We start from the raw sequence: 13555 nt of genomic DNA, 5'->3' as shown, positions 1-13555 counted from the left end.
GATGTAAGAATAAGGTTTTGAAAACACCAATTTCTGCGGCATTCCTGTCCGCGCTGTTGCTGTTGTCCATAGTCTGTCAGGCTAAAACACTGACAAGACGCTGTGTTGTCGAGCTTCAACAGGATGCAGGTTCTCTAATTGGTAACTTTTTCATAAAACGTGACCTTAATACGCTGTCGTTTACTCCGTCAGACATTGTTGGCACAAACGGCTATTCAGGATCAATTTTTCGGCCTGATAACAAACCGCACAGACTTGGCAGTTACGGACTAAAAACGTCTTTTATTGAGTCGATTTCGTGGCAATTGATTTACGGCACGAATTTGCTGGTAGCATACGAACTGGTTCTGAGTACCCGTGCCGCTGCCATGAGCACAAAACCTTATTCATGGACACCTGTAGAAGCGTTGGTCGTTGTTGGTTGGCTTTTGAAAAGCTATTGGAACTCCGATTCACCGCTGTCTGACCCGATAGAACAGCTAAAGGCAAGTCAGGATGACCCGTTTGCGATTAGCGCTATGATGCTACCCGGACAAAACCAACAACAAAATGGCCAACAAGACCAGCCATCGGCAGTGTCCGGTCAGCAGGCCTCAGGGGCAACCACCACCCAACTCACAGGCTTTCTCACCAGCCCTCTGTCTTCTGACTCTGGCGATGGTAACGGAGATCCTGAACAACACCAGAAGCATACTTTCGGTTTAAATTGTTACGTCGATTCCTGTCACGGTGTTTGTGGACTCAGATCATCATTCCGGAGCAGAGAGCCAGCTGAAGTGCTGCTGAATTGCGAAGAAAGTTCTTCAGGACACACAGGAGCAACATCCGGACAAAGCTCACACCCTCGCTCGGAAATCCAAAATAATGCACATATCCAAAATAATTTTCGCGGCCAAATTAACCAGCAAGAACACGGACCAGCTAGTCCCACTTTATACCAGACAGATTCAAGGGCACCCGATATAACTCGTAGCAGGAGAATCGAATGTGACGTGATAATGGTCGCAGAGGATGGTCAACGGCAGAGATGCGGGAAGGTCTTCAGGACTGTTCAGGGGCGGTCGCTTCATGTAAGAAGATCCCACTGCGTGCCAAAATTCTGTTACGCGCTAATCATCCTCAATGATGGCAGGCGGCGGCCATGCGAGATGTCCTTCAGGAATCAAGAAATGCTGTCGCGTCACAGAACACAATGCCACATTGAGCCAGCATTTTGTGACCTGATAGTGGTCGGGGAGGATAGCGAGCAGAGAGTATGCGGGAAGGTCTACAGGAATATCGCGGAGCAGCAGGGTCACAGCTTGTTGAACCACGAAGGTGAATGGGATATTAGATGGTCGCATCCCGGAAGAAGGGACCACATTATTGGGTCACACTTCTGTGACATGGCAGGGCTCGTGGACGATGGCGAGGGGAGACAGGTTTGGCAACTATGCGGAAGGATCTTCATTACTCTTGATGAGCTCTATTGTCACAGAAGTGGATATCACCAGAATTGATGTCATGCTGGGTAGAATTATTAAACATGCTTCAATTTCACCTACCTTTCTATTTTTAACCGAACAGCAGTAGACGTCATTTACACTCTGGTCATGGATAGCTTGTATTCTGGTATCTTATTAACGGCAAACTTTCACCTGCTGCAACCTTTGGTTTTTGACAGAAAAACAGGTTTATTTTCTTGATTTAACACTTTCTCTATCTATCTTTTCTACAAGTCATATGCGGGGATGGAATGATGAAAAAATCACTCTGTGTGGCGCAGCTGTTTCTGATTGCTTCGCTATCTGCAATCTGTCAGGGTGGAACGTTGAAAAGACGATTTGTTGTGGACTTTCAAAAGGATAATGCAGATTCTTCAGTCCAGAATATTTCTATAAAGAATGGCTCTTATACACTGTCGTGCAATCAGTCAGACATTGCTAACAACAGCGGCCGTGCAGAGTCATCTGCTCTGCCTGATGACAAACAGCGCGGACTTGGCGGTTATGGGTTAATGACCTTTATTGAGTCCGTTTCGTGGCAATGGATATACATTAGCAATCTGCTGGTTTTGTATGAACTGGTCGTTATCAACAATGCCGCTTTTAGCCACAGATATAAACTATTGCTAACTTGGGAAGCGTTTATGGCTGTCTCCTGGTTTGCTAAGAACTATAGGAATCCTGATTCACCGCAGATGGGTCAACCGGAGGCGGGTCAGGATGAACCATTTGCGAACACCAGCATGATGCTCCGCAGAAATGGCCAACAGCAAGGCCAGCAACAAAGCGACCAATAGTCAGTAGGCCTCAGGGGCAAACACCTCCCAGACTCTGTCACCGGCTCCCTGACTTCTGACTCTGGTGGTGGTAGCGGGGATCCTGAACAACACGAGCAGTAAACTTTGCTTTTAAATTGTTTCGTCGATTCCTGCCAGTGCAGGTTTGGGGAAGAGGTTTGGGGACATCCAATCAGCGACATGAATTATGTTGTTTTATCGAATGAGCGTAAAACCCCGTACTTCTAGGAGGCCGACCGAGAATAGCGCCCGTAGCGAGGACGGCAGAAAATTGAGGATGAAAATTCGGTTTTGTGAGGATTGCGCCTTGCAAGCGCGTAAAATCTTGTGACCTGAAATGGTCATCGCGGTAAAGCTGTGGTCGGCAGCCGTGTACCGAGTCTTGCGTGGTAGAAGGTAACGACTACTGCGAAGCGTAGACAGGGTGATAACAGGCCGTAACGTCTGCTAAGGGATAATTAGCCCCGAAATTGAACGTGGTTGAAGTAGCTGACCTTCTTTCTCAATGGGGAAAGCGGAAGTCGGGAGCTCCGCTAATGACAAGGCATCCCGACTGCTTCCGGGGTTCGTACCCACGGCATGTTATCGAATGATTTTACGTGAACAAGGGAGATCCTGAACGTTCAGGCGGAGCCTGTAGGGTCCGACGAGCCTGTAAAGCAAGAACGACTTGATGACGTTCAGGAAGTCAGACCAGCTGATAGTACTCCGAGGCGGGGAGAGCCCGTCACATGGGGAAGCGGCTGGCGGTATTTGAGCCTTTCCAGGGAAACATGGGCTCCACATCTGAGGGAGTTACGGTCTTTTACGCAGTGAGAAGGTAAACCAGCCATGGCAACGGGACTGGAGAGGGTAGCAGCGAAAGCCCGGAGTTATCCGAAACTTCGCTTTACAAGTCTGGCACATCATATTACCCCGGCGAGCCTGTGTATGAATCTGAACAAGATTCCACACAACACATCGCCCGGAGTCGATGGGCTGACTGTCGAAGAGACAAAGAAAGACTTTAAGCGGTGGTTGGAACAGACACTGACGTCTATCCATCGGCAAGGCTACAAGGCACCGCCGGTCAAAAGGGCATGGATACCCAAGCCGGGAAAAAAGGAAAAGCGCCCTCTGGGTGTTCCCTGCATCAATGACCGGGCTTTGCAGCGAAGTGTTGCTGATGTGCTGAATGCTATTTATGAGCAGGACTTTTTTGCCCTGTTCCATGGGTGGCAGGCCACGACTGGGAGCGCACCATGCCCTGTCCACTTTTAACGAGGTGGTTTCAGGCCGAAAGGTCAGCTGGGTGCTGGAAGCGGACTTGAAGAACTTCTTTGGGAGTCTTGACCATGGATGGCTGCTTCGTTTTGTGGAACACCGGGTCGGTGATCCCAGAATCCTGAACCTTATACGGCGCTGGTTGAAAGCCGGGGTGATGGAGGCCGGGGAGTTGCAAGAGTGTGAAGAAGGTACGCCTCAGGGTGGGCCGATCAGCGTAGTTCTGAGCAACCTGTACCTGCATTATGTACTTGACCTCTGGTTCGAGTGCATGGTCAAGCCTCGGCTAAAAGGCGAGGCATGGCTGATCAGGTACATTGATGACTTTGTGGTGTGTTTTCAGTATCGCAGTGATGCGGAGCGGTTCATGAATGTGCTGCCACAGCGACTGGAGAAGTTTGCGTTGAAACTGGAGCGGGATAAAACCCGGTTAGTCAGGTTCGGACGTTTTGCCAGTCGTGGGGGAAGACGACCGGAAACGGTTTACTTCCTTGGCTTTACGCACTACTGCACAAGGAATCTGAAAGGAAACTTCATGGTGGGAAGGAGAACGGAAAAATCCCGCCTAAGACGCAGCATAGCCAAACTGAAGGAACTGCTGAGACGAATACGCCATGAACCGCTGCACGAACAAGTGACAGCGATCAATCGACGGTTGAGAGGGCATTATGCGTATTACGGTCTGGGAGGAAACTTCCGAAGTATGGAGAAGCTTTACCGGTTTGTTGACCGCTACTGGTACAAGATGCTGTGTAGCCGATGCCGGAAAGGCAAGATTCCATGGGAAAAGTACCATAACCTCAAGCAGCTTCTGCCGCTACAGAAACCGAGGATAATGCTGCCTTTTATGGCAATGAAATCCATGGCTGTGCTGTGAGTCAAATATCGAAGAGCCCGGTGCGGGAAATCCGCACGCCGGGATCTGAGGGGGTTGGAGCTACAATTGGTAGCTCCTTCTACCCGGTGAATAGCGAGCTATTTGACGAACAAAAGCGGATTTTCAGACCAATTTGCTGCCGCCGCAGTAGGGCAGTCTATTCTCGGTCGGCCTCCTAGAGGCTGTCAATGGAGTTAAGTATGAGCTTATTTTTCATCTCAAGCACTGGTGACTTTGGCAGATATTTGAAGGTATTGGGAAAATATGAACTGTGTCACTAGCGGAATCGACAGAATGAAACTGGTTCTAAGCTCTGAGGATTGTTGGGGAAGTACAAAGCTTGTAGTCATTGGTTTGCTCTGTTTGACACTCTCCACCTTGACGGTTGCCGATACAATGTCGAATGGAATCTTTCAGTTAATCAACCAACGGTTGAATTATATGCAGGATGTCGCCTTATCCAAGGCCAAAAGCCACAGTGCGATTGAAGACTTGGCCAGAGAAAAGCAGGTGCTTGAGAAAGCATTGGTCGATGCGCAGCAGGCAGGTTTACAACCGGACTCTATTGTTGGTTTCTTTCAGGCACAGATGGATGCTGCCAAGGCGATTCAATATCGCTATAGGGCTGACTGGTTATCTACCCATCCTGAAAATAGTGAATATCGGGATTTAGCTTCTGAGGTCAGGCCAAAGCTTTTGGAGCTTGGTGATGAAATTGTGGTTAGAATCAGCGAATACCTGAAAGGTGGAGGGTCTTTTGATAATAATCTGCAGAAAGACTTTGTCAGAACGGTGAATACAAAGCATTTATCTGAAAACGATAAAAAGAAGATGTTTGAAAGTCTTCAGAGGATACGTTTGATCAAGAGCTAGTGCAGTGCGTTGAAACCTGTAGTGCATATCATCTCCAAACCAGTCATCAGTCCGCTTGGCTCGATGCTCAAAAAGCATACTCCTGGCTGCACAAGGCGAAATAGTCTCATCGTTGAAACAGTGGTTGGAATGACATCCATAATAGGCTGACAGGGGCTTTTGTTTAGTGTTAGTTAGGTCGGCCTCCTGGCGTCCTTATAAACAGGGCTGTCATCAGATGAAACCGCACTTGATTTCGCTGGCAGTTACGCTACAGTTCCCGTAACAATACCCCTCCCGCTTCCCGTAAGATCAGCGCACCGTGAGGGGTTACTCGTTTCTGGGGATCAATAAATCCAATAAGTTATCGGTCATTGAAGGGTACTATGAGTTCCTCCGGAAAGAAGCCAGCCCACAAGCGCCCTTATCTCAAGCCTCCTATTACCTTTGCAAAGCAAGTACAGAAGCTTCAGAAACGAAACCTGGAGGTGCCTGACACTGCAAAGGCTGAATTTTACCTTGGGCAGATTAATTATTATCGTTTTACCGCTTACTGTTTGCCCTTTGAGTCTGAAAACACGTTTATTTTCTTGATCTGACACTTACCCGTTCTATCTTTCATGTCTATAAATCGTATGCACAAATAGAATGATGAAAAACTCACTCTATGTGGCACTTCTGTTACTACTTGCTTCATTATCTGTCATCTGTCACGGCGAAACGTTGAAAAGACGATTTGTTGTCGAGTTTCAGCGGGGTGGTGCAAGTTCTCCAATCCAGAATTTTAGTATAAAGAGCGACTCTAACACACTGTCGTGCAACCAGTCAGACATTGCTGACAAACCACAGGTAATTGGCGGTTGCGGGCTAAAAACGACCCTTATTGAATCTCTTTCCTGGCAATGGGTTTACGCTATCAGTCCGCTGGTTGCTGACGAGTTCCTGATCACTAATACAGCTCCTCAATTCAGAGCTAATCTATGGTTAAGCGTTGGAAGCTTTATCGCTGTCGGCTGGATTATTAAAAGCTATTGGAGCCCCGATTCACCGTTGTTTAAACCGATGGGGCAACTGGAGGCAAGTCAGGATGACTCATTAGCGAACACTGCCATGATGCTCTCCGGAAATGGTCAACAGCAAGGCCAACAACAAAGCCAGCAACAAAGCCAGCAACAAAGCGAGCAATCAGAATCTTCCAGTGGGCAGGCCTCAGCATACAGCGCCCAAATTCAAGGCTCTGTCACCGGCTCCCTGTCTTCTGACTCCGGTGGCGGCAACGAAGACCCTGAACAACACCAGCAGCATACTTTGGGTTTAAATTGCTTCGTCGATTCCTGTCATGGCGCTTGTATATTCAGACCGTCACCCGAGAACAGTGAGCCAGTTGAATTGCCACTGAATGTTGAGGAAAGTTCGACAGGACAAACAGGAACAACACCAGAGCAAAGCCCATATCCTTGCCCGGAATTCCCAAATAACGTTGAGTCCCAAAATAATTCTCACGAGCCAATGAACCAACAAGACCCCATCCCGGTTAACCCAACTGTAAGCCCGGCAAATGCAGGAGCTGCCAATACAGTCCGTGACAGGGGATACGAATGTGACGTGATACTGGTGCAGGATGGCGGCCAGCGACCATGCGGGGAGATCCTCAGGAGTGCCAGAAGGCTGTCGTGTCACAAAATCAGATTCCACACCGGACTAGGTGCGGGGACAGCCAATGCAAATCGTCTCAAAACAGTTGTCTGTGACAGACCAGTGATTTTGAGGAATGGCAGGCGAATGCCATGCGGTTCGCACTTAAGGAATAAAAAATTGCTGTCGAGTCACAAAATGAGATACCACGTTGAGCCAGCATTCTGTGACCTGATAGTGTGCGGGGAGAATGGTAATCAGCGAGTATGCGGGACGGTCTTCAGAGATAGTGTAGAGCAGCAGAGTCACAGCCAATTATATCACGAAGGTGAATGTGATATCAGATGGTCGCATCCCGGAAGAAGTGACCATATTATCGGGTCACATTTTTGTGATCTGGCTGCTTTAGTGGATGATGACGCGGGGGGATTGCTGCAACAACTATGCGGAGCGATCTTCAATACTACTGAAGAGCTGCTTCTTCACAGGAGAACATTCCACCAGAAGCAATACCCGTCTGAATGAAATAATCGAAGGGTTTGAAAACGTTCCAATCTCACATATCTTTTGATTTTTAACCGAACGACGGTAGACGTCATTTATAATCAGGTCACGGATGAATTGTATTCCGGCATTTTCTTCCCGGCAAATTTTACCTGATGCAAGCTTTGATTTTTGACAAAAAACCGTTTTTTTTGATTTGTCACTTTTTCGATCTATTTTTTTCTTAACAAATTAGAATGTAGAGATGGAACAATGAAAAACTCGCTCTTTGCGACACTGCTGGCGATAATACCCGTCTTCTGCCAAGCCGAACTGTTGACAAGGCGTTTTGTTGTCGAATTTCAACAGGATGCAGACTCTTTAACCCAAAGCTTTTCTATAAAGAGTGATCTCAATGCGCAGCCACGCATTTCGTCAGACATCGCTGACACAAATGGCTATCCAGGTTCAGATTTTCTATCTGTTGATAAACGACATGGACTTAGCGGTTATGGGTTAAAGACAGCCTTTATCAGGTCCATTCCATGGCAATGGCTTTACGCCACAAATCTACTGGTTGCTCACGAACTGATCCTTACCATCCACGACGCCGCTCTGGGCGCCAAGCCAATTTCATGGTTGCCTTTAGAAGCGTTTGTCCTTGTTGGTTTGCTATTGAAAAGCTATTGGAGCCCCGGTTCACTTCGGTTTGATCCGTTGGAAAAGCCAGAGGCAGCCTCTTTGATGAAGCAGGGGGATGAGCCTTTTTCAATCACCAGGATGATGCTTCCCGGAAATAACCAGCAACAAAACGGCCAACGAAACCAGCAGTCATCATCATCCGGTCAGCAAGCCTCAGGAACCACCTCCACCCAACTTTCCGGTTATTCCAGTAGTCATCTGTCTTCTGGCTCTGGTGGCGGTAACGAAGGCCCTGAACAACGCCAGCATACTCTGGGTTTAGATTGTTACTTCGATTCCTGTCAGGGTGTTTGTAAACTCCGATCATCAACTGATAGCAAGGAGTCCGCCGAAGGGCCACTGAATGCTGGTGTTTTACCAGCCCAATTCTCCAGTCAAAGCACTGATATCAGGCAGACAATCAGCCATGATAGGACGGGCGTGGCTATTTTATCCATAAACTCAGAAAGGAGCATTGTTAGTGGCATGAGGAGAGAGTTAATAGACTTAGTTGGCTCTATGCTTTGGAAGAATCGACTTGTGTGTGCAGTGGGAACATCCGGTAGGACCAGAGGTCAACTTCAGTTGGAAGTAATGGCTGATTACGATTGCACCCAGGAAGAAAGGCAAGAGTTAAGCACCTATGTGGAGCGTTTCCTGCGAGAAAATGTTCCGGAGCGGTTACGCAATGAATTTAAAGTCATAATCAAATATGAGGGACCTGTGGAACCTTTGTAGGCAGTTTTCTATCTATCTTTCTTGTCCAAAACCCTATACGCGACTGGAATGATGAAAAACATACTCTTGCCGACGCTGCTAGCGATAATATCTGTCTTTTGCCAAGCCGAACTGTTGACAATGCCTTTTGTTGTCGAATTTCAACAGGATGCAGGCTCTTCAACCCAGAGTTTTTCTATAAAGAGTGATCTCAATACACAGCCGCACATCTCGTCAGACATAGCTGACACAAATGGCGATCCAGATTCAGATTTTCTACCTGTTAATAAACGACATAGACTTAGCGGTAATGGATTAAAGACGGCCTTTATCAAGTCCATTTCATGGCAATGGCTTTACGCCACGAATCTGCTGGTTGCTTACGAACTGGTTCATGGCGCTGCTCTGGGCGCCAAGTCAATATCATGGCTACCTTCAGAAGCTTTTGTCCTTGTTGGTTGGCTTTTGAAAAGCTATTGGAACCCCGACTCACTGCTGTTTAATCCACTGGAAAAACCGGGGGTGGCCTCTATGATGTCGCAGGGGGATGAGCCTTTTACAATCACCAGGATGATGCTCCCCGGAAATAACCAACAACAAAACGGCCAACGAAACCAGCAGCCATCATCATCCGGTCAACAAGCCTCAGGAACCTCCTCCAACCAACCTGGCAGTTATTCTAGCAGTCCTCTGTCTTCTGGTTCTGGTGGCGGTAACGAGGGCTCTGAGCAACACCAGCATACTTTGGGTTTAGATTGTTATGTGGATTCCTGTCATGGCGTTTGTAAACTCCGATCATCAACCGATAGCAAAGCGTCCGCCGAAGGGCCTCTGAATACTGGTGTTTTTCCGGATCAATTGTCCACTCAACTCACTGATATCAACCAGACAATCGGCCCTGACAGCGTGACTGTTTCATCCATAAACTCAGAAACGGTATGCACCACGCTCAATCAAGGGGGCGATGCAAATGCCCGGCGCCACAGTGGATCATTGCTGCATAATGCAGTATCGAGAGGTCACAGTAATACTGTCCAATTTCTTTTGGCTGGTGGTGCTGACCCCGATGCCCCGGACCACGAAGGCCACTGTCCGCTATGGTTTGCGATAAGGGATGGACATGCTGAAATCGTTGAACTACTGCTTCATAGCGGTGCCAGTCTGTACCATTCCGGTTACTTTGACCGTACGCTACTGTTGTGCTGGGCGATACGCAGTGGTCCGCAAATGACAGCCACCCTTCTGGCCAACGGCGTGGAACCAAATGATCCCAATGGCTTTCTCTTTCCATTGTCTCTTGCGGTAAGCTCACGTGATCTGAAGGTGATCAAGCTCCTGCTGGCCAATGGTGCCAATCCAAATGTTCGTGATTCTGAGGGCGTTAAAGTTATCCATCAAGATCTGCAAGATAGGCTAGTTTATGGGTATGGGGATGAGTATGGGTATGGGTATGGGTATTGGTATTATTCAGAAGGAGTAGAAATCGTCACCATTTTGCTGGCCGGGCACTTTGTTCCATTTGACCAGCTATGGGTTCCCCCGAATGTCAGTAATAAGCACAATAAGCCCGATTTGAGCTTACTCCATCTGGCTGAGAAGAACGGGCATATCAAAGTTGCTAACATCCTGAAGAATTATACACCTGTACCTTATCAACCGGCGTCGCTACAGTGTTGGGCCCGTGCCTCTATCCGCAAGCGGCTGGTGCAGAACCGGGCTAATTTTTGGCAGACCCTGTGCGCCGATTCCAATTGCCTGCAGCTGCCCAAGCACCTGAGAGCTTTTGTTTACCGACCGCTGTCCTTCTAGCAAAAACGTCATAAACCCTTGCCCAAACGAGGGTGGGGATATAAGAGCGGACAATACAGGTCGCGGTAAAAGGCTTTGTGATTTCCCAGTGTGGACTGAAACTCAAAACACGCATCCAATCTCACATATCTTTCGATTTTTAACCGAACGACAGTGGACGACAATTAGACTCGGGTCGGGGATGGTTTGTGTTCTGGCATCTTCTTCCTGAAAAATTTTTACCTCATGCAACCTTTGGTTTTTGACAAAAAACGCTTTTTTGATTTGTCACTTTCTCTATCTATCTTTCTTGTCTGTATACCATATGCACGAGTGCAATGATGAAAAACTCACTCTATGTGGCCATGCTTTTACTGCTTGCCTCATTATCTGTTATCTGTCAGCCCTACCCGTTGACAGAAAGTTTTGTTGTCGAGTTTCAAAAGGATGATACAGGTTCTTCAATCCAGACTTTTTCTATAAAGCATGACCTCACTACACTGTTGCGCAACTCGTCAGATATTGCCGACACAAAGGGCTATGCAGGGCCCGATTTACCGCCTGATGATGAACCACATGGACTGAACGTTTACAGGTTAAAAGCCATCCTTATTGAGTCCATTTCATGGCAATTGATTTACGCCACTCACCTGCTGGTGGCTTGCGAATGGGTTCTGACCAGCAATGCCCCCCCTTTGAGTGGCAAACCTTATCCATGGCTATTTGTAGAAACGTTTTTAGCTGTCGGCTGGCTTTTGAAAAACTATTGGAAGCCCGATTCATCGCTGTCTGATCTGATAGATCAGCTGAAGGCAAGTCAGGATGACCCGCTTGCAACCATTAATATGATGGTACTTCCTGTCCATGAAAACGGCCAGCAAAGTCGGCCATCAGAGTCACCCGGTCAGGAAGCCTCAGGGGCAAGCAGTACCGGACTCTCAGGCTCTCTCACCCGGCTCCTGTCTTCTGACTCTGGCGGCGGTAACGAAAATCCTGAACAACACCAGCAGCATACCCTGGCTTTAAATTGTTACGCTGATTCCTGCAATGGCGTCTGTATATTCCGACTATCATCTGATAGCAGAGAGTTAGCTGAAGGACCGCTGAATTCCGAAAAAAGTACGACAGGAGATACAGGCTCAACACCCGGACAAAGTTCCTGTCCCCGCCCGGAAATCTCTTGCAACGTTCAGATCCACAATGATTTCGACGGGCAAATTTACCAGCAAGAGCCCATTCCGGTTAACCCAAATTTACGCCTGATAAATGCAGGGGCAGCCAATAGAATTCGTAACAGGAGAAACGAATGTCATGCGATAGTGATCGGGCTGGATGGAGAGCAGCGGCCATGCGGGATGATCCTCAGGAGTGTCAGAATGTTGTGGCTTCACAGAAGTAAACACCACGCCAAGCCACATTTCTGTGACGTGAGAGTGGCTGGGGAGGACGGCGGACGGCGGCTTTGTGGGAAGATCTTCGGGAATACTGCAGAGCTGCTCCGTCATAAATTAAGGCATGCAATAATGCAGAATAGAAGACTTCATGGAAGGCTTAATAGAAGGCGTTGAGAGTACAAGCCCGGAACGCGCCATGATCTCACATAACTTTCGTTTTTTTAACAGGACAGAGGAGTTTTTGTCTACCGTGAACAGGGGGATATCCTGCCCTCTTCTTGTCGGCGAATTCTTATCCGGTGAGACCTTTAGCCTTTGAAATAATGCTTTTTTTCTTGCTCTATCAATTTTTTGATCTAAGTTTCCCGTTTAGAAAAATGCACAAAACAGATGTAAGGATTAAGTTTTGAAAAAAACACTCTCTTCGTCATTGCTGTTGTTGCTGATGTCAGTGACTGTTATCTGTCAAGCCGAATCATTGAAAAGACATTTTATTGTCGAGTTTCAACAAAATGAAGGTGTTCCAAAAGGGAGCTTTTCTATAAAGCGTGATATTAATTCATTGTCGTGCAATCCGTCATACCTTGCTGACATAAATTATGACGCAGAATCAATTTTTGCGCCTGATGGCAAGCTTGGCAGTGTTGGCGGCTATGGCGCAACAAAGTCCCTTGTTGAATCGATCTCGTGGGAGTTGATTTATGCCACTCATCTGCTGGTTGCTTACAAACTGGTTCTTACCACCAGCGACAACCCTATGAGTAAAAAAGCCAATTCATGGATACCTGTAGAAGCATTTGCCGCTGTCGGCCTGCTTTTGAAAAGCTATTGGAACCCCGATTCGCTGCTGTTTAACCCGATGGATCATCGGGAGGCGACCTCTATGATGACACAGGGGGATGACCCATTTGTGATCACCACTATGATGCACCCCGGAAATGGCCAGCAACAAAGCCAACCACAAAATGAGCAAACCAGTTCATCCGGTCAGCAAGCCTCAGGGACAACAACTGGCACCGGGATTTCAGGCTCTATCACCAGCTCACTGACATCGGGCTCGGGCGATGGTGGCGAAAGCCCTGAACAACCCCAACATACTTATGGTTTAAGTTGTTACGCTGGTTCCTGTCATGGCGTTTGTCAACTCCGATCATCACCCCGTAGAACGGCGAATAATGAACAAAGTTTGTTTAGCCAGGTTGTAGAGGGGCTTCTCACTCCCGTCCTGTATTTGGCTGGCATCTATTTTACCCCCTGCGCAGCGCGGACTGGCCGAACGAAACGTTCAGAGGGCCATAGACAACCCCAACATACTTACGGTTTCAATTGCCACATCGATTCCTGTTATGGTGAGTGTAAATTCCGAGCACCATCCGATGGCTGAGACCCGGCGGATACACTTCGTACCGGGCCAATGTTCTACAAAATCTGTGATGTGTGCGGGGCACCCTGCTTGGATGCTCACGCCCATAGAATTAAACTTCATCGCAAGTGCTGATAATGATGCAGTTACTCAAGCGACATTTTCTTACCCGGTGCGACCTTTGGTTTCCAGAATCGTTCCCATGTTGGGACCCACAGAGC

At 47.8% G+C, this 13555-nt stretch carries 10 protein-coding genes; all 10 read left to right on the top strand.

The window, feature by feature from the left end; genetic code table 11:
* Positions 1-17: 17 nt before the first annotated feature.
* The 10 genes from ACOJUO_RS05575 (at position 18) to ACOJUO_RS05530 (ending at position 13355) form a co-directional block, all read left to right on the top strand.
* Positions 18-1499, top strand: coding sequence for a hypothetical protein (locus ACOJUO_RS05575; RefSeq protein ID WP_422139190.1), 1482 nt, complete (start codon positions 18-20; stop codon positions 1497-1499).
* Positions 1500-1735: 236 nt separating this feature from the next.
* Positions 1736-2281, top strand: coding sequence for a hypothetical protein (locus ACOJUO_RS05570; RefSeq protein WP_422139189.1), 546 nt, complete (start codon positions 1736-1738; stop codon positions 2279-2281).
* 831 nt (positions 2282-3112) lie between these two features.
* Positions 3113-3541, top strand: coding sequence for a hypothetical protein (locus ACOJUO_RS05565; protein WP_422139188.1), 429 nt, complete (start codon positions 3113-3115; stop codon positions 3539-3541).
* Positions 3465-4421, top strand: a complete 957-nt coding sequence (locus ACOJUO_RS05560; RefSeq protein WP_422139187.1) for a reverse transcriptase domain-containing protein — start codon at positions 3465-3467, stop codon at positions 4419-4421. The genes ACOJUO_RS05565 and ACOJUO_RS05560 overlap by 77 nt, the downstream gene beginning before the upstream one ends.
* Positions 4422-4715: 294 nt before the next feature.
* Positions 4716-5294 carry a chorismate mutase gene (locus ACOJUO_RS05555; protein WP_422135739.1) on the top strand — a complete coding sequence of 193 codons (579 nt, stop codon included), beginning with the start codon at positions 4716-4718 and terminating at the stop codon, positions 5292-5294.
* Positions 5295-5921: 627 nt separating this feature from the next.
* Positions 5922-7433 carry a hypothetical protein gene (locus ACOJUO_RS05550; protein ID WP_422139186.1) on the top strand — a complete coding sequence of 504 codons (1512 nt, stop codon included), beginning with the start codon at positions 5922-5924 and terminating at the stop codon, positions 7431-7433.
* 231 nt (positions 7434-7664) lie between these two features.
* Positions 7665-8810, top strand: coding sequence for a hypothetical protein (locus tag ACOJUO_RS05545; protein ID WP_422135737.1), 1146 nt, complete (start codon positions 7665-7667; stop codon positions 8808-8810).
* A gap of 120 nt (positions 8811-8930) precedes the next feature.
* Positions 8931-10598 (top strand): ankyrin repeat domain-containing protein, encoded by a 1668-nt coding sequence (locus ACOJUO_RS05540; RefSeq protein ID WP_422139185.1) that lies wholly within the window; start codon positions 8931-8933, stop codon positions 10596-10598.
* A 317-nt stretch (positions 10599-10915) separates the two neighbouring features.
* Entirely contained in the window at positions 10916-12145 is a 1230-nt protein-coding gene (locus ACOJUO_RS05535) for a hypothetical protein (RefSeq protein ID WP_422139184.1), read from the top strand.
* 232 nt (positions 12146-12377) lie between these two features.
* Positions 12378-13355 (top strand): hypothetical protein, encoded by a 978-nt coding sequence (locus tag ACOJUO_RS05530; protein ID WP_422139183.1) that lies wholly within the window; start codon positions 12378-12380, stop codon positions 13353-13355.
* Positions 13356-13555 lie beyond the last annotated feature (200 nt).

It is taken from the genome of Endozoicomonas sp. ALC020 (assembly GCF_049275935.1).
Lineage (GTDB): Bacteria > Pseudomonadota > Gammaproteobacteria > Pseudomonadales > Endozoicomonadaceae > Endozoicomonas_A.
The sequence above is the reverse complement of the archived record's forward strand: the minus strand, read 5'-3'. Positions and strand labels throughout refer to the sequence as shown.